This window comes from Deltaproteobacteria bacterium (assembly GCA_003194485.1).
Lineage (GTDB): Bacteria > Desulfobacterota > Dissulfuribacteria > Dissulfuribacterales > UBA3076 > UBA3076.
The window spans coordinates 41,074-66,479 of the sequence record PQXD01000013.1; the positions used below are offsets into that span (position 1 = coordinate 41,074).

The window sequence follows — 25,406 nt, forward strand, 5'->3', positions numbered from 1 at the left end:
GTGGAATAAGGCTCTTATGACAATGAATCTCAATAATCAGCATTTCCAGAAAGCCCAGAGGGGCATAAGGCCAAAATTTGGCCGAATCGAAATCTTCGGCTGATATGATTTACGGGACACGCTCTATAATATTGAAAACGTCTTTCAGAGGTCTCCTTACGGCGTCTTTCTGCCTCCAGCCCGTCAGGGCCTCGGCAACCGGATTCATAAATGTTACGGATCCGTTGACATCCGCTGTAATAACAGCATCACCTATGCTTCTCAGTGTAGTGGCCAGCAATTGCTCGTTCTCTTTTAACTTCTTTTCCAATCCGGACTTGTAAAGAGCTATCTCGATATTTGTATGTAATTCCATTTCATTAAAAGGTTTGAGAATGTAGCCATAAGGCCCTGTTGTCTTTGCACGGTGCAATGTTTTCTCATCTGCGTGAGCCGTCAGATATACCACCGGGATGCCGAAACGATCACGTATTTGCTCGGCCGCTTCCACGCCGTCCATATCACCTTCCAGCATGATATCCATAAGCACCAGATCCGGTTGTGTTTCCGCAGCCTTTTCAATAGCTCCCTCTGCATTAGAGGTAATAGCAGCAACAGCATATCCCAGACCTTCTAATGTATTTTGTATATCTTTAGCGATAATTCCATCATCCTCAACAATCAGAATCTGTATTTTCGCCATTTCATTAACTCCTTTTTTATTTCATTACACAAATATAAAAACAAATTTCAGTAACCATAATCTGGTTTTATTATATATTATCTATTATATGGAAATGTAATCTTAAATCGTGTTCCGCCGCTTCTATTAATCTCTATCGTACCTTTAAGCTGTTTTATTAAAGTAATTACTAATTGCAAGCCTAATGTTTCTGTGCTCCGGAAATCCAAATCATCCGGGAAGCCGATACCATTATCACTGAAAATCAGTATATACATATTATTATCAGGATATAATTCAATATGTATTTCACCCTCTTTACACTCAGTAAATGCATATTTCAGAGAATTAGAAACAAGTTCATTGATAATAAGACCACAAGAAATTGCCGTATTAATGTCCAACAAAACACTGCCGGCATTTATCTTCAAGGCGACGATACTTGGGTTGGCTCTGTATGAATAGTATATATAAGCTGCAAGTTCACGGATATATTCACCAAAATCTATTACTGACAGATCTTCGGATTGATATAATTTTTCGTGGATGAGCGCCATCAATTTCACACGGTTCTGGCTTTCCCTGAATATCTCAATGACCTGTTTATCCTTGATATATCCAAGCTGAAGATTGAGCAGGCTGGAAATTACCTGCAAATTGTTTTTGACTCTATGGTGGACCTCTTTAAGGAGTGCTTCTTTGTCTCTGAGCGATGCCTTTATTTGCTCCTCTGAGCGCCTGATTTCGGTGATGTCCGTTCCCTGGGCTATTGTTGCAATGATGGTCGTGCCGTCCCCGGCATAAATATTCGCCGAGTTCCAGAGCGCTGTCAGGACATTCCCATCCTTGCAGAGAATCGGCATTTCCACCGACTTCCAGTACTCACCGCCCAAGGTGCTTTCGATCTTGGCAAGCGATTCATCCATGCTTTCTTCAGGGAATAGCATGCGCAGTTTCCGGCCAATGACTTCCTCGGGCATATAACCTGTCAGGTGCTCAAGGGCACGGCTGAACCGTGTAATCCTGAACTCCGGATCCCAGACGATGATTGGGACATTCGCATAATTAAACAAACTTTCCAGGTAATTGCGCGTCTCCTGCAACTCCTGCTGTGCCTGCCCGAATTCTTTAACATGTTCGTCTATGCTTCTTTTCAGTGATTCATCGAGCGCTCTCAGTTCCTCTGCGGTTTGCATGAGCCGGGTTATTGATATTTCCAATTCAGCATTCCGTTGGCGCAACTCATTTAATTCATTAATAAGTTGTTCCCTGGTCTTATCTTTATCTTTCATATTACTTTCTTGAGATAATGAAATTTAATGACTTTGACGAATCCATTTGTAAATATTCGGTGAACCCATAGTCCACTGCGGGAGTTGCCATCCATACCTTTGAGCTGATTTCAGCGCCTTGCACCTGTCTGCCGACAGGCAGATCCCGGGCTTTTTGACCGGAATCATGTTTCATGGTCTCTGCAGTGTAATCGGAAATTGGAAGTATTCTCTTTAGATGTGTTCAAAAATCCTTGAATATCTCAAGCTCTGAATTTAATATGCCTATTTAAGAAGCATGTTCTTTATGTTCTGAGGATTTGGGGACCAGAATACTTTATCTGTGAAACTATTGGGACGATGTTTTTTTTACAATTTTCAGTTAAAGGTGCTATATGCTCAAGGCAGGAATTTTTTTGGATATTGAAAATCTGGTACGATGCGGGGGCTGGGGAATTCGATACCGCGTTGTCAGGGAATTGGTAGAGGCCCAAAAAGCCACTATACTACGGGCAAATGCTTATATGGCTATTGATTCTGAACGGGAAGAAAGTGATATCAATTACCAGAGGAAGAAACAAGAGTATCGAGATGCGGTCAGGCGTGAAAGTTTCCACCTGGTTTTAAAGAAAGTCCAGCGGTACAGGGATTCCGAAGGTAATATTATTACCAAAGCAAATGCCGACCTTGATCTCGCTATAGATACATTGTTGCAGGCAGACAACCTGGATTACATACTGTTAGGCAGCGGTGACGGTGATTTCTTCAGGCTTGTCCGGGCACTTCAGAACAGAGGGAAGCGGGTAGATCTTCTTTCCTTTTCTAATACGAGTGAAATTCTGCGGTGTGAGGTTGATAACTACTTTTCAGGATATCTGGTTCCCGGACTTTTGCCTTCCATAGACAATTCGTCGCTTAAACGTGGTGTAATGCATGTCTTTAATGAAGAGAAAGGGTTTGCATTTCTGGCTCTACGAACCGGACTCGGTGTCCTGGATATTCGTGACGATGTATTTTGCCATATCAGCGATTTCAGGCACAGAGACGGACGTACCGTAACCGATCAGTCCTTTGCACAGTTAAAGACCCAGCAGAAGATTATTGAGTTCGAACTTGTTGAGCGAAGCGATGGCAAGGTAAAAGCAATCAATGCCACTGAATTCGAGCCGGATATGAAGTGATAAAAAAGTTCACTCGGCGGCTGGGACAATTCGTTCCCATTACCCATGAAATACTCGGTAGCAAAAAAGAACAACATTACCTGGTTCGAAGGCTATATCTCGCGTGAGAATCGCGAGGAGCTCCATGGCCACAAGGGCGCTGTTATATGGTTCACAGGCCTTTCAGCCTCAGGAAAATCCACTATCGCACACCATTTAGAAAGAATGCTATTCGACATAGATTGTTCTACCTATGTCTTCGACGGGGACAATGTGCGGCATGGTCTCTGTAGTGACCTCGGCTTTTCAGAAGAGCACCGCACTGAGAATATCCGCCGCATTGGTGAGATGGTGAAACTCTTTATAGATGCCGGGATCATCGCTATTACCGCCTTCATTTCCCCTTTCAGGAAGGACAGGGAGAAGGTCCGTGATTTAGTGGGAAGAGAGAAATTTATCGAGGTCTATGTCAAATGTCCGCTCCATGTCTGTGCCACGCGGGATCTCAAGGGCATTTATAAAAAGGCAAAGCAAGGAATCATCCAGAACTTTACAGGCATTTCCGCTCCGTATGAGCCGCCTGAAAATCCGGATCTGGTAATCCAGTCCGACGAAATAGAAGCAACAATCGCTGCAAACCAGGTTGTCGATTTAATAAGACGTTACAAGATAATCTAATTATTAGGATGCGCCGTTTGACAGCGCAGGAGTTGAGGTAAAGAGGTGCCGGGAAATACCTTTGGACAGTACTTCCGCATAACCACCTGGGGAGAGTCTCATGGTCCTGCCCTGGGTGTAGTTATAGACGGGTGTCCACCACGTCTTGTCCTGAACGAGGCAATCATTCAAGAGACATTGGATAAAAGGCGCCCTGGTAAAGGGGGGGTTGCGGAAAGTCCGAGAAATGAACCTGATCATGTAGAAATCCTCTCAGGTGTCTTTGAAGGGCAGACCACGGGTACCCCCATATTACTGATCATCAGGAACCGGGATGTCAGGAGCCAGGCATATGACCGGCTCAGAGACATATTCAGACCAGGTCACGGTGACTACACCTACTGGAAAAAATATGGAATTCGTGATCACAGGGGAGGAGGCAGGGCCTCTGGAAGAGAAACTGCGGCAAGAGTGGCTGCGGCCGCGGTAGCACAGGTGTTCCTGGACACAGTGGGCATAAATGTTATCGCCTATACAATTGCTCTGGGCGGGATAAAGGCACGAAAACATGATATTGATTTGGTCAATCAAAACAGACTATTCTGCCCGGACCTTGAAGCAGCGGAAAGAATGGAGAAACGAATAGCGGAAATAAGATCCAAAGGTGACTCGGTTGGTGGAATTGTAGAAGTGTTGGCAACAGGAGTGCCTCCTGGCCTTGGAGAGCCGGTTTTTGACAAACTTGACGCCGATCTGGCCAAGGGACTTATGTCTATAGGTGCAGTAAAGGGCGTAGAGATCGGAGCAGGCTTCCGGGCTGCGGAGTTATTGGGATCGGAGAACAACGACCCCATAGTCCCGGGAGATTTTTTGAGTAATAACTCCGGAGGCATACTGGCTGGCATCTCAAATGGTGATGACCTGATTGTAAGGGCTGCTGTAAAGCCGATTCCATCTGTATCTAAAGAACAGGATACCATAACAGTATCTGGGAAACCTGCCAAACTCAAGGTAGGGGGGCGACATGATGCCTCAGCCATTCCCCGCATAGTGCCTGTGTGCGAGGCTATGGTACGTCTGGTGCTCGCTGATCACATACTCAGGGCAAGGGCCCTTTCACCTGGTCTCTTATCCTGAGCCTTTCCAGGAACCGTGCAACCGGATATACATGCAGGTATCGACCCTGGCACCGGCCATCCGACAGTCGGAATTGTTGGAGGGCTGGGGCGCATGGGGAAATGGTTTGCAAAATTTTTCAAAGGCGCGGGATTACCGGTATTCATCTCTGATTTACACACCGAACCCTCTTCTGAGGATCTGACCCGGAGGTGCCAGGTCATCATACTATCTCTCCCCATGGAAGCTTTCCCAAAAGTAGTAGCCAAGATAGGTCCCCTGCTTCCTGAGAGTTCCTTTATGACAGACCTCTGCTCACTTAAGCAGTCGCAGGTGGCGTGTATGTTGGAACACACGCGCTGTGAGGTAGTGGGTACTCATCCGCTTTTCGGGCCGGCTGAGGATTCCATCAGGGGCAGAAGGGTGGCATTGTGTCCAGGGCGTGGCAAAAGGTGGTTTAGCTGGTGGGAAGGGCTTCTTCGGCAACACGGGGCTGTGATATCCGTCGTCTCACCTGAAGAACACGATCGAACCATGGCCTGGGCACAGGCACTGAATCACTTCATACTTCTTTGTCTGGGGAAGGCCTTGGGTGACTATGGAATAGACCTTCAGCAAATACTGGCACTTGCCCCCCCGAGTTTTGAGCAGCAGATGAACATAGTAGCCAGGCTCTATCATCAGGACCCCGAGCTATATGCAACCATTCAGATGTCAAATCCGTATACGGATAGTGTCCTTGAGACATTTAGCCGGAGCGGAGAAAATCTGAGAAAAATAATCAAAGAACGTGACCGTTCAGCCTTTATAGAGCTCTTTGAGGAAGTTCAGAGTCTGGGACAGGCAATCCTTTTGGTAAAAAAAGATAAATATGTCAGATAGTATCTCCCTGTTGAAAATTCCCCCGTATCTGAAGGTGGTGCCGGAAGGCATTGTTTTGAATCTCCATGTGCAACCAAAATCCTCCCATACGGCCTTTGCCGGACTTTATGGTTCATCTCTTAAGCTCAAAGTCCAGCCCCCTCCTGTAGATGGTGCGGCCAACATTGCCTGCCGGCAGTTTCTGGCAAAACTATTTAAGGTCTCTAAATCCTCGGTTGTGCTGAAATCGGGTGCTAACTCCAGGGAAAAGACCTTTTTGATTGCAGACATATCTTTGGATTACGCCTTAGCCCGGCTGCCCGGGTAAGCCTGGTTCTTTTTTCCACTTATTTACGCATGATAAAAACTCTAAGCTCGATATTAAATAAAGTCTATCCCTAACATATCCGATAAGATCTACGAGGAAGTATTTGCATTTTTGTATCCAAATCCTGGCGTGTTCATATTTCGGACGCCTGATAGTTTCCGGAGGAAGTCTTTATGCCAGTCTTTGTATGGAAAGGCACTGCCAGCAACGGCGAAATACAAAAGGGCGAGATAGAGGCCCAGGACGAACAGGCAGCACGCCGTTTACTCCGACATCAACGGATATCTCCCTCTAATATCAAGATCAAGTCCAAAGATCTGTCTGAATACATAGGATTTCTTAAAAAAAAGGTGCCGCCGAAGGACATCGTTGTCTTTACCAGGCAGCTATCCACAATGATAGATACCGGCCTTCCGCTTGTTCAGGGGCTGGGAATCCTCGCCAGCCAGCAAGAAAACAAGACCTTTAAAAAAATCCTTCAGGACGTAAAGACTGATATTGAAAGCGGCTTCACTTTTGCCGATGCCCTAAAGAAACACCCGAAGCAGTTCGATCGTCTCTTCTGCAATATGATTGCAGCAGGAGAAATGGGTGGAATATTGGATGATGTCTTACAACGTCTTGCCAACTATATGGAAAAGGCACTGCGACTTAAAAGAAAGGTCAAGGGTGCACTGACTTATCCCATCATAGTTCTTTCCATATCCGTCCTGGTACTTGGAATAATCCTTATCTTCGTAATACCTGTGTTTGAGCAAATGTTTGCCGACTTTGGCAAGGCCTTGCCGGTTCCCACCCAGATGGTGGTCAACCTGAGTAACTTTGTAAAATCCTATTTTCTGGTCATGATAGGCTCCATTGCAGGTATGGTATTTCTGTTAAGGAAATACTACGGCACGGAAAAAGGCCGTCGCGTTATAGACGGGCTTTTACTCAAATCTCCTGTATTCGGGCCGCTGTTAATAAAAGTGGCAGTGGCGAAACTTACCAGGACCTTAGGTACTTTGATAGACAGCGGTGTACCCATACTTGAGACATTAAATGTCGCTGCCGGGACAGCCGGCAACAAGATAGTGGAAGAGGCCATAAACAATGTGCACTCCAGCATCAGTGAGGGACGAACAATAGCGCAACCGCTTGGTGAAAGCGGGATCTTTCCCGCCATGGTGGTGCAGATGATATCAGTGGGTGAAACTACAGGGGCATTGGACCAGATGCTGAACAAGATAGCGGATTTCTATGACGAAGAAGTAGAAACGGCAGTCGATGCCTTGACCAGCATGATCGAGCCTTTCATGATAGTTTTTCTTGGTGGTACCGTAGGTTCCATAATCATTGCCATGTACCTCCCCATCTTCAAGTTGGCTGGGGCAATATCAGGAGGTTAGAGCCTCTGCCAGTCTTAATTCAATCCACCGGGATATGCTCAAGCGGATTGACCGCAGCCAAAATAATTTACTCTATGTCTGTGCTGATATGCTATGATTAAGACGAATTCATTGCTGCCGCTCGGCCAAATATGTAAAGTGAATCATGAGCGTGATAAATCCGACAACAACGAGACGCAAAACCGAGGCCATGCCGGTGGCTTTTGTCGGAGCAGGCACTGGAGATCCTTCCCTGATCACACTGAAAGGTCATCAGCTTCTCCAGGAGGCAGACATAGTCATCTACGCTGGTTCCATGGTACCGGCGGACCTGATCGCCCATCTCTCCGCAGAGATACACAACTCTGCCGGAATGACCCTGGAGGAAGTCATTTCCATCATGGTCCAGGCGGCAAAATCAGGCAGACGGGTCGTTCGACTCCACACCGGGGACCCGGCTATTTTCAGCGCTGTCCAGGAACAAATGGAATGCCTGCGGAAAGAAAATATACCTTATGAAGTTGTCCCTGGCGTCACGGCCGGATTTGCCGCTGCCGCTGTCCTGGGCCGGGAGCTGACCGTTCCCGGAATTACGCAGACTGTCATATTTTCCAGGATAGGCGGCCGGACTCCCGTGCCTCCATCCGAGGAATTGTCGCGCCTTGCCAAGATCCGGGCCACACTGGTCCTTTATCTGAGCGTGAGCCATATAAGGCTGGTTCAGGAGGCCCTGCTGGCAGGCGGATATCCAGCGGACACACCTGTGTTTGTAATAGAAAAGGTAGGTTGGCCGACTCAACGTATTATACGTGGAGAGCTTGAAAATATCGCGATAAAAGTTGAGCGGGCTGGCATTTCAAGAACTGCCGTAATATTGGCGGGAAAGGTCCTGGCCGGACCTGGATACCTGGATGGAAGGCGCTCCTTTCTCTATGATCCCGGGTTCTCCCACGGGTACAGAAAGGGCCTTATGAGCCATTCAAGGAATGCCGCCTCCTCCGACATTCCTCTTAATTGCCGCTCCCTTGCGGGCAATGAGGCAATTCCTCAAAGGATAATCTTTGCATATATAACCCCCGGCGGCAGGGCCTTGGCCCGGCGGCTTTCTGAATCGCTTTGCAGGCAAGATGTATTGATCTATTCCTACAGCGAACTGATTAGGAACCAGCTTATAAAGGAGTTTTGGCAGAGAGGCACGGGTTTTGTCTTTATAATGGCAGCGGGAATAGTGATCAGGGCCATAGCTCCATTGCTCATAAACAAACTGGATGATCCTGCGGTTATCGTAATGGATGAGGCAGGACATCACGCAATAAGTCTCTTGTCCGGTCACCTTGGAGGCGCCAATGAACTGGCAAGGATACTGGCACTCGGGGCAGGAGGGCGGGCGGTTATTACCACGGCATCCGATGCGCTGGGCCTGGTGGCACTCGATATGTGGGCCCGGATTCAGGATCTGGTCCCTGACAACCCTGCTGCCCTGAAAAAGGCGTCTGCCGCCCTGATAGCCTCCGGAAGACTCAAGACATATACTGACTGCCGGGTATGCTCTCTACCTGCGGGTCTCAATGAGGTCTGCGATCCCGGCGATGCCCATTTGATCATCTCTCCCTACCTAATTCCGGGAGCCAAACCGGTTCTTCACCTGTATCCCAGGATATTCGCCCTGGGAATAGGCTGTAAGCGTGACATCTCGCCTCAGACCCTGGAAAGGGCAGCAGAGGAATTTCTTAAAAGGCATAAAGTCTCCAATAAGGCCCTTTTTACCCTGGCCAGCATTGAGACCAAGAAGGATGAGGCGTGTCTGTCGGCCCTTGCACAGAAGTGGGAACTTGATATCCGGTTTTTCACGGCAGACCAGCTAAATACCATACCGGTAAAAGAACCCTCTCATTATGCCATGGAAGCTGTAGGTGCATATGGTGTGGCAGAACCCTCGGCCATACTGGCAACTGGTAATGGAAGGCTCCGCTTCCAAAAAGAAAAGATCGGCGGTATCACGCTGGCCCTTGGAGAAAGGGCCTTTGCCCTGACAGAAGATCGGGTCTTCTAAAAAATAAACCCCCTGCCGGCATCTACCGGAAGGGGCTTATAATATTTCAGGTATATTTTTTGGTTTACCACCAACTAATTACCTTATCTGCCTCCCAAATCATGTCAACAACCTTATCATAATCAGGATTGTCCTCATAAAGCCTGTATTCCTTGACCTCATTGTCTTTGCTTACGAGATCGACCAACTTCTTTGTCTTTTCAGTAGCCTCTGTAGGCTTAAAGCGATATAAATATAAGAGTTTCATCAAATCTACTCCTTTTTTTACTCAGTTTTAGCAGTATCAACGGTCCTGCTATCGGCACACATACTTGGCAGTTCACGCGATTGATAGGGCAAACCATAAGCTACAACATAGTCGGCTTCAAGTATCTGTTTGCCCAACTCTTCTAAAGTAATAGGAGTAAGACCAACCTCATCCACATTATACTTCTTGGCTTCTTCATCCATTGTGTCAACTACACAAAAGACATCCCCTTCCATATCTTTTGTCCACTCAAGGTTCTCTTTCATATATTCTGTAACCGGAGGTAACTTTTGATACAAAACAGCTCCAAAACCATAATGATTTTCAACCGCTACTCCCAAGGTAGAACGTAGAGCATCAGAGATATACATCTTGTTGGAAATCAGGAACATAAATTTATAACTAGCCATATATTACCTCCTATAAGCTGATATACTTGCCGCATACATCAACGATGTCTCCGTGATAGGCCTGTGAGCGCATCTGTTTCTCTGTCAATCCAGTCGGAATACCGTCGAATCCTTCACATGTATAACTGTCATGACAAATGGCGAAGTCTTCTTCTGGAATCATCTTTACAAATTCTAGAAAATCAGATTGTTGGACAAGATATACACTCTTAAAAGTAAAAAAAACTCTTACCGTTTTGCCCGCCTTTTGAACAGCCTTCACAATTCCTTTTAAATGACGCCAAGTATCTTGATGAGGATTTGTCACAAATATCCCCAACTTATTCATGTCTTTTTCTTCTTCAGACATCTCCACTAACCTCCTTTTTTCACATAGAAGTGGAATGAACCATCTGCTGCATCGTCACAACCCAAATATTCATGCCCGTCTTTTTTACACATTACAGGCAAATCGTTTTTTGTCCCTGGATCAGAACCGATACCCAATAATATTTGACCTGGTTTCATACTTTTCAGCTGTTTTTTAATCTTCAGCTGAGGCATAGGACAACTTAAACCCTTTAAATCTATTGTCTCATCAGGCTTTACACTATCACCTATTGCCATTTTAATACCTCCTTTTTTATAGTCTCTAGTTAGATATTTGCCTTACCAAAGGTACCCATGACCAATTTGTAAAAATTTTTCAGGTCAAATCACAAGCACCGGGCCTACACATCTTTCTCACATGGTACCCAACACCAAGGGACCATGTCCGCCTTGAAAACTATTAACAACTTCGTCAATCTTCTTGCAATATAAAAATCATTGCCTGTTTTTTATAGAAATGATCCCAAAAAAGCTTGCATCTAAGAAAAAAGGCGATAAAAAAGACCAAGACGTATCCTAAAGTAAAAACTGGGAACCATCTGATCTGTACCAAAATTCATTTACTGTGTCAAGCTTTCATTGAATGACTATTCACCCTTAAGGTTCAAGCTATCTTGCTGATTTAGAAATTGAAATAAAAGCATCCTCCAAGGAGAACACCGTATGCCCTTAACCAGTAAAATTATTACTCTGTGTCTGCTGATCACCTTTTCAATTCTCCTCATCATGCCCTTCGGCTCTTTTGCAAGGGAACTTATTCCAGGGCTTTACAAGACCAGGCTTTCTAACGGACTTACTGCCATAGTGAAAGAAAACCACCGTGCACCCGTGGTAGCCGTACAGGTATGGGTCCGGGCAGGCAGTGTATACGAAACGGAAAAGGAGAGAGGTATTAGCCACTTGATCGAGCACATGATCTTCAAGGGTACTGAAAAAAGAGGGCCTGGAGAAGTGGCAAGGGAAATAGAATCTGTCGGAGGGTCCATTAATGCCTATACATCTCTTGATTACACGGTCTACCACTGCCTGGTCCCGAAACAGTTCCTGGACAATGCCCTGGATGTACTTTCCGATGCGGTATTCCACTCATCATTTGATCCAGAGGAGTTAGAGCGAGAGAAAAAAGTGGTGCTTGAAGAAATAAAGATGAGAGAAGACAGGCCTAAGACAAGACTTTCCAGATTATTAATGGAGACGGCGTATAAGGAGCATCCATATGGACTCCCTGTAATCGGCTATCCAGAGACGGTCAAGTCTTTTGGACGCAAAGATATACTGGCCTATATGGAAAGGAGGTACAGACCTTCACAAATAGCCGTTGTTGTTGTCGGAGACGTCAAGTCATCTCAGGCCCTGGCCGGTATCCAGAACTACTTCGGATCAGTAACCAAAAAGGGGGCTCAGGAATTCACCTATCCATCAGAGCCACGGCAGGACGCCCCAAGGATCGCCATGGAGGCAATGGAAATCCAGGAAGGCTACCTGGCTCTCGCGTTTTCAGGGTTGCCCGACTTCAATGACCCGGATGCACCTGTCCTGGACGTCCTGGCCGCCCTGCTCGGAAAAGGGGAGAGTTCACGTCTCACCTCGTCTCTACGAAATCGTTTGCAGATGGTCCATAACATTGATGCGGCAGCATTTACGCCGGCAGGACCGGGGATCTTCGAGATCACCGCCTCTCTGGACCCGGAAAAGACCCGGGAGGCATTGTCGCAGATCTTCCATGAAATCTTCCGCCTGCAGAATGAAGAAATCATTGAGAAAGAACTGGAACGTGCAAAAGTCCAGGTAGAGACGGAATTTGTCTACAGCCAGGAGACAATGGAAGGGGAAGCCGAAAAACTTGGTATCTTTGAGACCCTCTCAAAGGACCCGCATGCCGAAAAACTCTATCTTGAGAAAGTCAGGGAGGTGACTGCCCTGGATGTCCAGCGGGTTGCCGGGCAGATCTTCAGGCAGGAAAACGTCAGTGTGGTCATGATAATGCCTGAGGACCGCCTGCCTGAAATCACGAACGAGGAACTGGCCGTAATGATCAAGGAGGCAGAACTCCTGGCCGGAGGAATAGAGGAATATGATGCCGGCGCTCTTACCTGCCATATCAAGAGATTCAGCCTTTCCAACGGTCTCACGGTTCTTGTTAAGGAGGTCCCTGGAGTACCTACTGTCAGCTTGGCACTGGTGTTTCCAGGAGGAGTGAGATACGAAAGCGAGAAGACCAACGGTCTTTTCAACTTCCTTGCAAGGGCCTGGACAAAAGGCACCAGGACCAGAAGCGCCCAGGATATTGCCGAACTGATAGAAGGCCTGGGGGGCAGTATCAGCGGTTTCTCAGGCCAGAATACCCTTGGACTTCAAGGCCGTTTTTTGAGTCAAAACCTGGATAAGGGCCTTGCCCTCTTCACTGAGATCCTGCTCGCTCCCACTTTTCCGTCTGAAGAGATAAAAAAGCTCCGTCCATTGATACTGGCAGAGCTGAAACGTCAGGATGATTATCTGCCTGGAGTCGCGGTAAGAGAATTCCGCCGTCTGCTTTTCTCGCCCCATCCATATGGCATGAACCCGTTGGGCAAGGCCTCTGTTATCAAGGCTGTCAGTTCAGAAAATCTGCTTGAGACTTATCGGAATTTTGTAATACCTGACAGGGGAGTGCTCTCCATAGTTGGAGATATTCGTGCTGAAGAAATCATCTCGAGCATTAAGACCAAGCTTGGTGCCTGGTCGGTGGAATCGGAGATATCACTTCCCGCACCTCCTGAGCCGGATCCTCTGATCGCACCCAGAATTCTGACCCTGAAAAGGGAAAAACAACAAGCACACATTGTACTTGGTTTCCCAGGGACTACTTTCAGTGACCCTGAACGCTATGCCCTTGAGACCATGAATGCAGTACTTTCAGGCCAGGGTGGCCGCCTGTTCATTGATCTCAGGGACAAGGAGGGCTTGGCGTATTCCGTGACATCATTCCTGGGACTTGGTCTGGACTATGGATCCTTTGCCTTTTATATCGCCTGTGCACCTGAAAAGAAAGACAGGGCCATAAAGGGCCTTTGGCAGGAGATCTACAGGATAATACGGGGGCCTGTAAGTGATGACGAAATTGAAAGGGCAAAGAAGTGGCTTATCGGAACCCATGAAACAGGCCTTCAAACCAACAGGGCCCAGGCCATGGACATGGCTTTGAATGAACTCTATGGTCTTGGATACAGCTTCGCATCGGAATATGTTCGTAAAATAGATGGGGTAACCGCGGAACAAGTACTTTCTGCGGCTAAAAAGATTATTGATTCGGAAGAATACGTACTCGTAAGAGTAGGACCGTAAAGAGACTTTATGCTCAAACACATCAGCCTCATTATCAGACACGAGACCGAACTCCCAAAGAGGATCGGAGAGGCCGTGCAGGAGCTTTTCCGTAAGTATGGGGTCTCTGTCACTGAAGGACAGATAAGTCCCCAAACCGAGGCTATAGTGGTGCTGGGTGGAGACGGCACCCTGCTGCATGTGGCCGGAAAGGCTTATCGATTAGGAATTCCCCTGCTGGGCATAAACCTGGGCGGTTTGGGATTCCTTACCGAGATCCACATGGACGAGATGGAACAGGCCCTTGATTCCCTGATATCAGGAACTCTCGAGATGGACCGGCGGGCGATACTCTCGGTCATGGTAAAAGTGCCTGATAGTAAAAGCTCAACTTATTATGCACTCAATGAAGCAGTGATCAGCAAAGGTCCTCTGGGTAAAATCATTACACTTTCTACCTGGGCCGACACCTCATTCCTTACCACATACCGTGGTGATGGTCTGATCGTCTCCACCGCAACCGGATCGACTGCATATAACCTCTCTGCCGGCGGCCCTATTTTACATCCAGGCATCAAGGGCTTTATATTGACTCCAATATGTCCCTTCGCCCTGAATGCGCGTCCCCTTATACTGCCAAGCCATATGAAAGTGGCTATACAGATCAAAAATGCCTCGGAAAAGATCAACTTGATAGTGGACGGCCGGGCAGGCCAGGAACTGAGTGAAGGAGATTGGGTTGAGGTGCAAAAGGCCAAGGGATACCTGAAACTTATAAGGTCCCCGCTCAGGGACTACTTCACAATTCTAAGGGAAAAGCTTGGATGGGCAAAGGGTGTATGGATATAGAGGCGAGCGACATAGAGAATCACCCCCTCTATATATCATCCACAACTCGCATTCAGGACTTCTTGCAGTGTAATCAGTCTTAACCTTAAGCCTCTTCCTTCTCCGGAGATGTCTCTTCTTCCTCTTCACCCCTTTCGTGCTTCATGCGGGCAACGAGGCGTTCTTTCTCCCTCTCCATGGCCTCTTTACCTGCTTCATAAGCGGATTCCAGGACGGCCTTTTTTTGTTCGATCAGATCCTTGCCCTTATCAAGGAGATCACCGGCTTTTTCACGGACTTCGTCCGCTACCCTGAGGGCCTCACCACGGGCTGCATAGGCCTGCTCCCTTATCCGGTTTCTTACCTCAGGACCTGTTCTGGGAGTAAGCAGCGTGGCCAGACCGGCTCCGACAGCGCTTCCCAGCAAGAACGCTATGGCCACACAACCTGCGGAATAACGACCTTCACTATTGCTCATTTCTTGTTACCTCCTTTTAATTTAAGGTTCTCAGAAAGAAACTCCAAAGACGTCTTGATGCCCGTAGCCATGCTTGCCATCTGTACAGCTAACCCGGAAAGTCCTGACCTGCCGATGTCCGTCGCGATCCGAACGGTCTCGCCTGCCTCGCGGGCAGCCTCAAAGAAATCCTGTGTCTGCTGAACCTTGACCTTAATATCACCAGTCAAGTCCTGGATATTCCTGCTAATTTGATGGACATTATCCAAAATCGGTGGAAGATCCCTCTCGAAAGTCTTCCCAAGGTCCTGGTAGGCCTTTGCAGTATTCTTAAGTTCTTCAAGGAGAGGCGTCAACTCATTTTCTACCAAGGCCAGACGCTGGTTTATCTCTTTCAAGGTCTCCCGAGCTGTATCCTCAAGTTCCGACAGCTCAGAAACTACAGGATTAAACTGGGCCAATGTGTTGTCAACAGCGGCCTGGCTCTTCAATAATGCCTCATCAAAGCCCCTGAGTGTGCCCTGGATGTTCTTTGACAACCTGATAAGATAAATTACAAGAAACACAAAGGCCGCAGCTACGGCAAGGAATGCAAGCGAATATATTATGGATGGCATATAGTCCCCTTTATATTACAAATTAACAGCCCACTATCTGCCGACTGCCAGCGGTCCATGGATTTACCGAATATTTACGGCATTATTAAAGGGTCTTTTAAAGTACCTCCTGTAATGTTTGTAATCTAAGCATAACTTATGGCCTTTGCAAGCATATTTATGTTGACTTTGCCGTGATTTGCAATACAATTTTTTCGGATTCTGACAAGATTCCAATCGCTTGAATGGCAATATACTTGCTTAACGTCACAAAAAAAATCGGCTTGGATTGCCGCCAACCCTTTTATTCGTATATGAAAAGTGGTATTAAATGCAGGGTAATTTGGAACTGCAGACCTGTCTCTTACACTTTCAGTTAACGTAAGGAGATGACTAATCCGTGATCAAAATAGCTATTGTTGGAATTGGCAACTGTGCAAGTTCCCTGATCCAGGGAATTCACTATTATCGGGGCAAAAACGCAGAAGATGTTATAGGCCTGATGCATTGGGAAATTGATGGATACAGGCCCGGAGACATAGAGGTCGTCGCGGCTTACGACGTCGACAAGCGAAAAGTTGGAAAGGATGTGCATGAAGCTGTCTTTGCCGAACCTAACTGTACAAAGGCCATCTATCCGGATCTCCCTCGATCAGGAGTTACAGTCCGGATGGGCAGGATTCTGGACGGTGTCGCAGGCCACATGAAGAATTATGACGATAAATTTACTTTTGTCCTGGCCGACAGACCCGAAACAACTGAAGAAGAAGTCGTCAAGGTGCTCAAGGAGTCCGGCGCCGAAATCCTCCTGAACTATCTTCCTGTGGGCTCTGAAGAGGCCACGCGGTTTTACGCCGAATGTGCACTGGAAGCAGGGATTGCTTTTATAAACAATATCCCGGTTTTTATCGCAAGTGATCCGGAGTGGGCGAAACGCTTCGAGGAAAAAAATATCCCTGTCATCGGTGACGATATCAAATCCCAGATGGGTGCCACCATAGTTCACCGCGTGCTGACCGACCTGTTCAAAAAGCGCGGCGTCAAGCTGGAACGTACATACCAGCTCAATACCGGCGGCAACACCGATTTCCTCAATATGCTCAGCCGCGACCGCTTGATCTCGAAGAAAGTATCCAAGACAGAGGCTGTTCAGGCAGTGACCGCAAAGCGCCTTAATGATGAAAACATCCATATCGGCCCCAGTGATTATGTGGCCTGGCAGAAAGACAACAAGATCTGTTTCATTCGCATGGAAGGCAAGCTCTTTGGTGATGTACCCATGAACCTGGAACTTCGTCTCTCAGTAGAGGATTCACCCAACTCTGCCGGCGTGGCCATTGACGCCATCCGCTGTACAAAACTGGCTTTACAGAGAGGCCAGGGCGGAGCTCTTTATGCGCCTGCGGCCTATTTCTGTAAACATCCCCCTCGCCAGTTCACCGACAGCGAGGCATTTCAGATGATAGAACAATTTGTCAGAGGTGAGTAAAGGGGATATCAGGACTCACGACTCAACGGCTCCGAACTCTTGAACCCTGAACCCTCAAACGGCTGCTTGTTTTTTATCGGGATGCAACTATGGCTGAAAGGTCCCCGATCCTGAGAAAAAGACCGGCTATATTCCACAGGAGTGCCAGCCGGTTTGCCCTTGTATCCATGTCTTCTGTCATTACCAGCACATGGTCAAAAAAACTGTCCACCTGTGGCTTGAGAGACAACAGGGTTACCAGAGCCTGCTCATAGTCCCGTCTTTCAAGGGAAACTCCAACCTTTTTTTCTGTAGAAAGATATAACTCATAAAGGGCCTTTTCCTCTTCTGCCTCAAGTAATAGGGGATTTACTGCCCCGCCTTCAAAACCCTTGAGTATGTTCATCAACCGTTTAAAGGCAATACTTAAGGGCTCAAATTCCGGCCTCGAACGGACAGCCGCCAGGGCCATTGCCCTCAGAACACAGTCCTTCACATCGTCAAACTCCACCCTGGTGGCTGCCTCCACGATGTCATGATCCATTCCCCTGGCAATGAGATCATATGAAAAGCGTCGTTTGAAAAAAGCAATGATCTCGGCGATAAGCCCTTTCGACACCTCTGAGATCTGATTCTCAAGCTGGTGCAAGGCCTCTGCAATCAGTGCCTTCAAGGACAGACACAGGGATCTTTCTTCCACTATGTGAAGAATGCCGAGGGCCAGCCTCCTCAGGCCATAGGGATCGGCGGTACCGGAAGGCTTGAGTCCGATGGCGATAGTCCCGCAGATAGTATCCATCTTGTCCGCGATACTTAGAAGGGCCCCTGAGAGACCCCCCGGAAGCGCCCCTCCCGAGCGGACCGGCATATAGTGTTCCTCTATGGCATTTGCCACCTCCTGGCTTTCACCGGACAGAAGGGCGTATTCTTTCCCGATTGTGCCCTGAAGGCCTGGAAACTCCCCCACCATTTCTGTCAAAAGATCTGCCTTGCAGAGCCAGGCTGCCCTCTCAACCACTTTTACCTTGTCCGGGGCCACCTGTTCGGCCAGGTAATGAACAAGGACCTTTACCCTGTGGATCTTGTCAAGGAGGGTCCCGAGACGCTGATGGAAGATCATTCCCGAGAGCTCGGCAACAAAGGCCTCCAGGGGTCGCTTCAGATCCTCCTTAAAGAAAAAATCCGCATCACTGAGCCTCGCCCTGAGCACCCTTTCATGGCCTATGCATACAAGCTCCGGCCTTGGTGAGCGCGCATTGTTAATAGCCACAAAGTGTGGCAAAAGATCACCTTTGCCATCCACGACGGCGAAATACTTCTGATGCTCCCTCATGCAGGTTATTAATACGTTGCGGGGAAGAGCCAGAAAACGTTTATCAAAAGAACCGCATACCGCGGATGGAAACTCGGTAAGATAGGTGTTGATATCCACGAGTTCATCGTCGGAAAGGATGTTGCCACCGACCTGTGACGCGGCATTCCGGGCCTCCTTAAGGAGCCTGTTTCTCCTGACCTGAGGATCGGCCAGCACAAAGACCCCTTCAAGGACCTTTTTATAGCCCTCCGGACTTGAGGGTACCCGGATCGAAGCAGGCGCCATGAACCGGTGTCCGCGGCTTTCAGAACCGGTCTCGACACCTGCAAGACTGAAAGGGACCACATCTTCTCCATAGAGGGCCACAAGCCAGCGAATAGGCCTTGCAAAGCGCAGATCCTCCGTACCCCAACGCATGGTCTTAGGGAATGGAACTGAGGCTATAACCATGGGAAGGAACTCGCTTAAAAGCTCAACCGTCTTTCTGCCAGGGACTATCCTGCGCAGCACTGTATAAGGCCCCCTTTCAGTGTCTTTTATCTGCAAATCGTCAACGCTGACACCGTGGCTGTGCGCAAATCCCTCTCCTGCCTTTGTAGGCTTTCCATCAGATGAAAAGGCAATCTTTGCGGGCGGGCCTGTAACAATCTTTTCCCTGTCGGGCTGCCGGTCCGACAAATTCTTTGCACAGAGAACCAGACGCCTGGGAGTCCCCATGGTCAAGACATCTTCATATGTCAAATGAGCTCCGTTCAGATGTTCTCTGGCCAGCCGGGCCAGGTCATCCAGTGCCCCCGGGATAAAAGCTGCCGGGATCTCTTCAGTCCCGATTTCCAAAAGAAGATTCCTGGTATTCACGCCCCGGCCTCTTCTTCAAGAGCTGTGTATCTCCGGGCAACTCCTCTTGCGAGATTGCGAACGCGGCCGATATATGCGGTCCTCTCCGCCACACTGATGGCACCTCTGGCATCCAGGAGATTAAAGTAATGGGAGCACTTAAGGCACTGGTCATAGGCCGGAAGCACAAGCCCTTGTTCCAGCAACCTCAGCCCCTCTTTGTAGTGGAATGAAAACAGTTGCCTCAAGGTCTCCACGTCCGCAGCCTCAAAATTATAGCGGGAGAACTCCACCTCGTCCCTGTGATGTATGGCACCATACCTGACATGCTCATTCCATTTGAGGTCATAGACATTATCTATCCCCTGAAGATACATGGCGATCCGTTCCAGGCCGTAAGTAATTTCAGCGGATATCGGGTTTACATCGATCCCGCCGACCTGCTGAAAATAGGTGAACTGGGTAATCTCCATACCATCCAGCCAGACCTCCCAACCAAGACCCCAGGCCCCAAGGGTTGGTGACTCCCAGTCATCCTCCACAAAACGTATGTCGTGTTCCGCCAGGTCCAGATTGAAATTGGCCAGGCTTTGGAGATACAAGTCCTGTACGTCATCAGGTGAGGGCTTGAGTATTACCTGATACTGGTAATAATGTTGAAGGCGGTTGGGATTCTCGCCGTAACGGCCGTCTGTGGGACGCCGGGAAGGCTGCACATAGGCGACACTCCACGGCTCAGGACCCAGGGACAGAAGGAAAGTGGCCGGGTGAAAGGTCCCTGCCCCCACCTCCATGTCATATGGCTGCAGCAGTATACACCCGCGTTCCTGCCAGTATCTATTGAGATTTGTAATAATCTCCTGAAAAATCATTCCAATGTCTCCCCGTCAGGGAGTAATAAATCTTCCGGCCACATATCATTCGTGACCTTTTGGGCAATAATACAATTTGTGCCGACCTTTGCACCCTCAGGCACAGAGGCCCATTTCCCGATCAGGGTTATTCCTGCAGAAAGTTGTTCGGGATAAAGGCGATTTGCCGCGTCAATATTTCCCGGTCCGACGCTGGAGTCGGTGCCGATTGTGACCTCCTTGTCAGTCACCACCTTGTTTAAAAGCGCTCCGTTACCCACCCAGGTATTATGCATGAGCATGGAATCAAGGACCTTTGCCCCTGACTCTACTACTACTCCAGGGAAAAGGACCGATCCCTTTACCATGCCTCTTATCACACAACCTTTTGTAATAGCCGAATTCTTTACTTCGGCACCGGATAGAATACTTGCCGGGGGAAAGTCAAATGGCAGGCCCTCATTTTCAACGTTGGTGCATATGCTCCACATCTCTGGCTCCAGGCCGCTTCCCGGCCTGAGCAGGTCCATGTTGGCTTCCCAGTACGCAGACACCGTTCCCACATCCCGCCAGTATCCGCGGAAAGTGTAGGCAAACAACTGCCCGTCCTCCATGGCCCTGGGAAGGATATGGTGGCCAAAGTCCACCTCATCGGTAGCCCTCAGTGATTCGACAAGGTATCCGGTATCAAATACATAAATCCCCATTGAAGCCAGATTTGATCTTGCCTTTTCAGGCTTCTCCTCCCAGCCAATGATCCGTCCCCGTTCATCCAGGATGCCTATTCCGAATTGATATGTCTGCTCCCAGGGAACAGTCATCATAGCCACTGTAACCTTGGCCCCTGAATCTCTGTGGTGTTTAACCATGTCCCTGTAATCCATATAATAGACATGATCTCCTGAGAGTATTAGGACCTGTTTTGATGGCTTGGCCTCTATGAAGTCCAGATTCTGCCGTATTGCATCTGCAGTGCCCTTATACCAGTCCGAATCTTTCTCTCCTGTACGCGGAGGCAGAATCTTTATCCCCCTGGTCCTGCCCACAAAATCCCAGGCGACACCAGTCCCTATGTGCTCCATGAGGGAAAGAGGCTTGTATTGGGTCAGCACTGCCACCTGATTAAGGCCTGAATTCATGACATTTGAAAGGGCAAAGTCAATTATCCTGTAGATGCCGCCAAACGGCACGGCCGGCTTGGCCCTGTATCGCACCAGGACATTAAGCCTGCTTCCTACTCCTCCGGCCAGGATCACGGCCAAGGTATCCCGCATGCGTTCCTCCCAATTTTTACCGCCTGGGCTCGATATAGATCTCAACCCTCCGATTGAGCTGCCGGCCGTAAGGAGTATCGTTTCCGGCCTTGGGCCTGCTTTCCCCATAGCCCAGAACCGTCATCCTGCTCGAAGAAACTCCTTTTGAAACAAGCAACTGTTTTACAGCCTCAGCCCTTCTCCGGGACAGATGCAGATTATACTCTTCAGAACCTGTGCTGTCAGTATATCCTTCTATGCGGATCATTGTGTCAGGATACTGGTTAAACACCCCGGCCAGACGGTCTATCTCGGGATAGGCCCCGGGATGCACAACACTGGAATCCACATCAAAAAGAAAATCGCTCTTGAGGGTAACGGACAAGATATCCCCCTGGCGCTGTACAGCAGCAGCTTCTGATGTTGCCACGGCCTGCCGGAGGGCCTGTTCCTGCTGATCCATATAATGACCGGCTCCGGCACCGGCCAGACCGCCTATTGCCGCCCCGATGGCCGCACCTTCAAGAGTTGCCTTGGTATCATGGCCTATAGCCTGACCTATGATTGCCCCTGCTGCAGCACCTCCCGCGGCACCGTAAGCCCCGCCTTTCTGGGTCCGGGTCTGTGGTGCGGCACAGGCAGACAGCATCATCAAAACCAATCCGCAAACAGTCCAAAAACGTATATTCATAATAATACCTCCTTTTCCACCAGCAAGGGCCCTGTCAGGAAATTCCGGCTTCTCTGAAAGGGCCCCGGATTTGAAGAGTTCAGCTTAACAGCCTTCTAATATTCTCCTTGCAGATTTGACTTTCAGGCTGACATCATCTCCCACAGGAGGCAGAAACTCCTTTTCTGCTTTGAGTAATATACAAGGACCGTCTTTTTCGCTGCGCCATATAATGCCTCCTTCCTCCTTGACTAACGCCGAGGCTATATCATTCAGTGTAGTATCACTTTCAGTAAGGAATACAACCTTTGCCATAAACTTACCTAAGCCCTTTACTTTAAGAATGATGCTCTGTTCGGGCTCGAGTTTCTCAGGCAATGTCCCCTGTATCAGAACAAGATTGGAGATCTGGCCCTTTATTTCGCATGGCTCTTCTCCGTGGTCGGGAAGGAGATCCTTCAGCGCCTTACATATCTCCGTATCTTCTTTGACTACTGCCGCCACCTTTCCTTTTTGGCGAGCGGCCTCACAGGTTGATGGCATAATATTCCATGCAAAGCACGTTACTAACAATAATAAAACAATATGAAGCTTTTTCATAGCATAACCTCCTTTAAGGTATTGAGCCACCCGCAAGCAGTTTCGTAAGAGGCTCATATCAAAAGACTATTACTTAGTGTGACAACCCTTACACCTCACCGGCCCGGTTGCTTTTCCGGCCTTGTGCATATTCCTGTGACATCCGAGGCAGGTTTTATGATAATACTTTTTCAGGTTTTGCGGGCCTCCTGCAGCAGCCAACGCACCTGATAACCTGTTGCATACAGGCTCCCTGAGGATTTCATCCTGCGAACCGGCCCCAGGATGACAGGCTGCACAGGTGAAGTCGTCATCATATTGCACATCAGAGAAAGAAGAGTTTCCCTTTAAATATTCCTTCGCATGCGCTTTATGATTAAACCCCTTCATGTCCTTACGATCCTCAGGCAATCCCTGCATTGACGGGCATTCGGCCTGGAGGTTAATATCCATAGCCTCTATAAATCCCTTTTCAGCACTACCATCATCTGCCATTACTTTGCCCTGCATTCCCATAAGAAGCAGACACACGACTGCCAATACACTGAGCAACCAGGGCTTCCATACTGCATGTATACCATGGCTTTCTGTAACGTTTTCTTTTTTGAACATCGCAATACCTCCTGTATTTTTTTGTTTAGAAAAGCGGCCGCGTTCCTTGATTAAAATTTGCATTCCATGTCTGGAAAAAACAATGGACATCGGGCCAAATGCCTCCCCACATCGCCATATATAGGCCCGATGTCGGGTAAAATCCGGGTTTTTAATGCGCTCGGCCGCTTCACTTGTTACTATTTACGTAGCCGTTCACGGCCTGAAGTTGGAAATTGGAAATTTTTTTGGAGGGGGAATGAAACAGGTCTACGAGAAGGAGCCACCGGCTCTCAAAGTTCAAAGCCTACATTTCCCGCCAACACCTGGCGCCATTTTGCTCCGTCCCCTAAACCCTATCCATTGGCAGGAATATCCGTATTTCACCTCATTTCACGCTCCCGCATGGAAACGCATAATCATGTGCATCTTACTCTACTCATGAGTAAAATCGTGTTATGATGATTTTTTTATGAAGAAAATATATGAGTGATACATAAAGAGAGCGGTTGAGGAAGGCCTGAAGTCAACCATGGCCACTGAATCCTAAGTTATCCGGCCACCCATTTTGTTCCAACGGCATTGGAGATTTATAATTTCCTTAGTGGCCGGTTTGAGTCAAGTTTTTTTATGGCATCTGCCAGAGTAGGATCTTCAGACCTTGAGTGCCATTCATGCCCGGCGGGCTGTTCCGGCAGTGCCGGCCATATTTCTACGAGAATTTTTCTAATGCCTCGATGGCGGCTTCCAGAACTTCGCCAGAATAAGGGCCGTTGCTAACACTTTTGAGTTTCGGGATCACACTCGGATCCTTTGATTCACCCAGAACATAGAGGATATCGCCTTTGACCTGATCATCCACCCTGGAAAACCGATCCCACAAAGGCACGATAACCTGCGAGGCCATTTCTTTACGCTCTTCGGCAAGGTATTCAAATGCCACCATTGCGCCCAGACGAATTTGCCATTTTTCATGGATCAGCAGATCCAGAAATGCGGGATAAATTTTCCCGCTTTCCATCATCATCTGCGCCAGACCCGCGGCATCACCCTGCTCGATGATCTTTCTGAGCGAATCAGTACCGAGCCGGGAAGGGTCCCGGGTAAGCATCATATGTACGAGTTCTTCGAGCTGAATCGCTCCTGTCCATCGGAACTGATCGTCCAATATAACCGTGGGTACAGACCGGACATGGTCGTTTTCGGCCCTTTCAGAGAACAGGGTCCCATCGATAACGGTGAGATAAATCAAGCCTTCCGGGGCGGCAAGAGCCAGCAGCAGGGTCACCGCCTGGGGACAAAATGGACATTGGGGGGCAATATAGACCCTCAGCATCGCTGGGACCCTGACCTGACTGAGGGCTTCCCGAACGGACAAGGGCAGTTTCCCGGCAAGCGCTGCCCGGTCGCTCAGTATATCCAGAAACGGTGCCAGCTCTCTTCCCGAAGGCACGGCCTGATAGCTTATATTCTGCCCTATACTGATTTCCGGTAACTGTTCTCCGTCACTCTCCTCTTGTTCAATTCGGATGCCTGGAGCCAGACGGCTAAGGTCCTCGCAAAACGTCTGAATTTGCTTGCCGCGATCATCTTCTGTCCGGATAAGACCGATGCGGATTTCGCCGTCAACATTCCGGTACCACTCTGCTATGATCGCTTTGTCCTCGGGTGTCATCGACGTAATATCCTTTCTTAAAGTATCAGGGAATGTTCATTAAATGTTAGCCATAAAATGTCAAAGTCACAAAATCCGCTGTATATAAAATTATTATACGCCCTTCTGCCGCACCTGGAAATATAAACCCAGATTTGGCGCCTCCCTTTCTTGTTTTCAGACAATCTTATTTTACCAGGAAAGGAGGCTTTTTGCATTAAAAAACAGCAGGTTATTTTGATAAATCAGTTGCTGATTATCTATAAATGGCCTTCGCTGCATAATTTGGGATTATATGTGGGCAGAACCAGGGATTTTCGTTCAGACATTATTTAGTTGTCTGTCTCTGAGAAAGATTAAAGAGTTGGTCAAAAAGGAGGTATGCAAGTCTTCCGGCTTTCCTATTCGTTCTATACGTCCTTTAAGGATGACGGCTATTCTGTCGGCCACCTCCCTTGCCTCGGTGATGTCATGGGTGACATACAGGGTGGTAATACCGAGCTG

The 25,406-nt window shown here is 48.3% G+C and carries 26 protein-coding genes and 1 pseudogene; 11 read left to right on the forward strand and 16 right to left on the reverse strand.

Annotation, left to right across the window (positions count from 1 at the left end):
- Positions 1-109 precede the first annotated feature (109 nt).
- Positions 110-682: a PAS sensor protein gene (locus tag C4B57_08335; GenBank protein ID PXF54145.1), complete on the reverse strand. Its 573-nt coding sequence runs from the start codon at positions 680-682 to the stop codon at positions 110-112.
- A 77-nt stretch (positions 683-759) separates the two neighbouring features.
- Entirely contained in the window at positions 760-1,953 is a 1,194-nt protein-coding gene (locus tag C4B57_08340; protein ID PXF54146.1) for a hypothetical protein, read from the reverse strand.
- Positions 1,954-2,327: 374 nt separating this feature from the next.
- Here C4B57_08340 and C4B57_08345 point away from each other — a divergent pair, with 374 nt between their 5' ends.
- From C4B57_08345 to cobM, 7 genes are all read left to right on the forward strand, one after another.
- On the forward strand, positions 2,328-3,113 hold the full coding sequence (locus tag C4B57_08345; protein PXF54147.1) for a hypothetical protein: 786 nt from the start codon (positions 2,328-2,330) through the stop codon (positions 3,111-3,113).
- A 45-nt stretch (positions 3,114-3,158) separates the two neighbouring features.
- Positions 3,159-3,770: an adenylyl-sulfate kinase gene (cysC, locus tag C4B57_08350; GenBank protein ID PXF54148.1), complete on the forward strand. Its 612-nt coding sequence runs from the start codon at positions 3,159-3,161 to the stop codon at positions 3,768-3,770.
- 45 nt (positions 3,771-3,815) lie between these two features.
- Entirely contained in the window at positions 3,816-4,886 is a 1,071-nt protein-coding gene (locus C4B57_08355; GenBank protein ID PXF54149.1) for a chorismate synthase, read from the forward strand.
- Between the two features lie 15 nt (positions 4,887-4,901).
- Positions 4,902-5,747 (forward strand): hypothetical protein, encoded by an 846-nt coding sequence (locus C4B57_08360; protein PXF54150.1) that lies wholly within the window; start codon positions 4,902-4,904, stop codon positions 5,745-5,747.
- A complete protein-coding gene (locus tag C4B57_08365; GenBank protein ID PXF54151.1) occupies positions 5,737-6,054 on the forward strand; it encodes a hypothetical protein in 318 nt (105 codons plus the stop codon). Before C4B57_08360 ends, C4B57_08365 begins: the two co-directional genes overlap by 11 nt.
- Positions 6,055-6,227: 173 nt before the next feature.
- Positions 6,228-7,442, forward strand: coding sequence for a pilus assembly protein PilC (locus tag C4B57_08370; protein ID PXF54152.1), 1,215 nt, complete (start codon positions 6,228-6,230; stop codon positions 7,440-7,442).
- Positions 7,443-7,593: 151 nt separating this feature from the next.
- Positions 7,594-9,474 (forward strand): precorrin-4 C(11)-methyltransferase, encoded by a 1,881-nt coding sequence (gene cobM, locus C4B57_08375; GenBank protein ID PXF54153.1) that lies wholly within the window; start codon positions 7,594-7,596, stop codon positions 9,472-9,474.
- Between the two features lie 64 nt (positions 9,475-9,538).
- Here the strand turns inward: cobM and C4B57_08380 are convergent, their stop codons facing one another.
- The 4 genes and pseudogenes from C4B57_08380 to C4B57_08395 all read right to left on the reverse strand — a co-directional run bounded on the left by C4B57_08380 (position 9,539) and on the right by C4B57_08395 (position 10,737).
- Entirely contained in the window at positions 9,539-9,721 is a 183-nt protein-coding gene (locus C4B57_08380; GenBank protein PXF54154.1) for a hypothetical protein, read from the reverse strand.
- Positions 9,722-9,810: 89 nt separating this feature from the next.
- Positions 9,811-10,113 (reverse strand): annotated as a pseudogene (locus C4B57_08385) (hypothetical protein).
- Between the two features lie 28 nt (positions 10,114-10,141).
- Entirely contained in the window at positions 10,142-10,480 is a 339-nt protein-coding gene (locus C4B57_08390) for a hypothetical protein (GenBank protein ID PXF54155.1), read from the reverse strand.
- 5 nt (positions 10,481-10,485) lie between these two features.
- Positions 10,486-10,737 (reverse strand): preprotein translocase subunit TatC, encoded by a 252-nt coding sequence (locus tag C4B57_08395; GenBank protein ID PXF54156.1) that lies wholly within the window; start codon positions 10,735-10,737, stop codon positions 10,486-10,488.
- A 426-nt stretch (positions 10,738-11,163) separates the two neighbouring features.
- Here C4B57_08395 and C4B57_08400 point away from each other — a divergent pair, with 426 nt between their 5' ends.
- Both C4B57_08400 and C4B57_08405 read left to right on the forward strand, forming a co-directional pair.
- Entirely contained in the window at positions 11,164-13,824 is a 2,661-nt protein-coding gene (locus C4B57_08400; protein PXF54157.1) for an insulinase family protein, read from the forward strand.
- A gap of 9 nt (positions 13,825-13,833) precedes the next feature.
- Positions 13,834-14,652: an NAD(+) kinase gene (locus C4B57_08405; protein PXF54158.1), complete on the forward strand. Its 819-nt coding sequence runs from the start codon at positions 13,834-13,836 to the stop codon at positions 14,650-14,652.
- Between the two features lie 85 nt (positions 14,653-14,737).
- Here the strand turns inward: C4B57_08405 and C4B57_08410 are convergent, their stop codons facing one another.
- A complete protein-coding gene (locus C4B57_08410; protein PXF54159.1) occupies positions 14,738-15,109 on the reverse strand; it encodes a hypothetical protein in 372 nt (123 codons plus the stop codon).
- Positions 15,106-15,705, reverse strand: coding sequence for a hypothetical protein (locus C4B57_08415; protein PXF54160.1), 600 nt, complete (start codon positions 15,703-15,705; stop codon positions 15,106-15,108). The genes C4B57_08410 and C4B57_08415 overlap by 4 nt, the downstream gene beginning before the upstream one ends.
- A 379-nt stretch (positions 15,706-16,084) precedes the next feature.
- Here C4B57_08415 and C4B57_08420 point away from each other — a divergent pair, with 379 nt between their 5' ends.
- Positions 16,085-17,173: an inositol-3-phosphate synthase gene (locus tag C4B57_08420; protein ID PXF54161.1), complete on the forward strand. Its 1,089-nt coding sequence runs from the start codon at positions 16,085-16,087 to the stop codon at positions 17,171-17,173.
- Between the two features lie 73 nt (positions 17,174-17,246).
- On the opposite strand, the gene C4B57_08425 is transcribed toward C4B57_08420, so the two are convergent.
- The 6 genes from C4B57_08425 to C4B57_08450 form a co-directional block, all read right to left on the reverse strand.
- A complete protein-coding gene (locus C4B57_08425) occupies positions 17,247-19,325 on the reverse strand; it encodes a glycine--tRNA ligase subunit beta (GenBank protein ID PXF54162.1) in 2,079 nt (692 codons plus the stop codon).
- A complete protein-coding gene (locus C4B57_08430) occupies positions 19,322-20,176 on the reverse strand; it encodes a glycine--tRNA ligase subunit alpha (GenBank protein ID PXF54163.1) in 855 nt (284 codons plus the stop codon). Before C4B57_08430 ends, C4B57_08425 begins: the two co-directional genes overlap by 4 nt.
- Positions 20,173-21,429, reverse strand: coding sequence for a glucose-1-phosphate adenylyltransferase (locus C4B57_08435; protein ID PXF54164.1), 1,257 nt, complete (start codon positions 21,427-21,429; stop codon positions 20,173-20,175). The genes C4B57_08430 and C4B57_08435 overlap by 4 nt, the downstream gene beginning before the upstream one ends.
- 16 nt (positions 21,430-21,445) lie before the next feature.
- Complete coding sequence (locus C4B57_08440; protein PXF54173.1) at positions 21,446-22,093, reverse strand: hypothetical protein; 648 nt, start codon at positions 22,091-22,093, stop codon at positions 21,446-21,448.
- 90 nt (positions 22,094-22,183) lie between these two features.
- Positions 22,184-22,678 (reverse strand): hypothetical protein, encoded by a 495-nt coding sequence (locus C4B57_08445; protein PXF54165.1) that lies wholly within the window; start codon positions 22,676-22,678, stop codon positions 22,184-22,186.
- A gap of 69 nt (positions 22,679-22,747) precedes the next feature.
- Positions 22,748-23,332: a hypothetical protein gene (locus C4B57_08450; protein PXF54174.1), complete on the reverse strand. Its 585-nt coding sequence runs from the start codon at positions 23,330-23,332 to the stop codon at positions 22,748-22,750.
- 91 nt (positions 23,333-23,423) lie between these two features.
- Here C4B57_08450 and C4B57_08455 point away from each other — a divergent pair, with 91 nt between their 5' ends.
- The gene (locus tag C4B57_08455; GenBank protein ID PXF54166.1) at positions 23,424-23,693 is read left to right on the forward strand and encodes a hypothetical protein; all 270 of its coding nucleotides are present in this window, start codon (positions 23,424-23,426) and stop codon (positions 23,691-23,693) included.
- A gap of 267 nt (positions 23,694-23,960) precedes the next feature.
- On the opposite strand, the gene C4B57_08460 is transcribed toward C4B57_08455, so the two are convergent.
- On the reverse strand, positions 23,961-24,923 hold the full coding sequence (locus C4B57_08460) for a hypothetical protein (GenBank protein PXF54167.1): 963 nt from the start codon (positions 24,921-24,923) through the stop codon (positions 23,961-23,963).
- 300 nt (positions 24,924-25,223) lie between these two features.
- Positions 25,224-25,406 (reverse strand): hypothetical protein (locus C4B57_08465; GenBank protein PXF54168.1); only part of this gene is annotated, 183 nt, incomplete at its 5' end.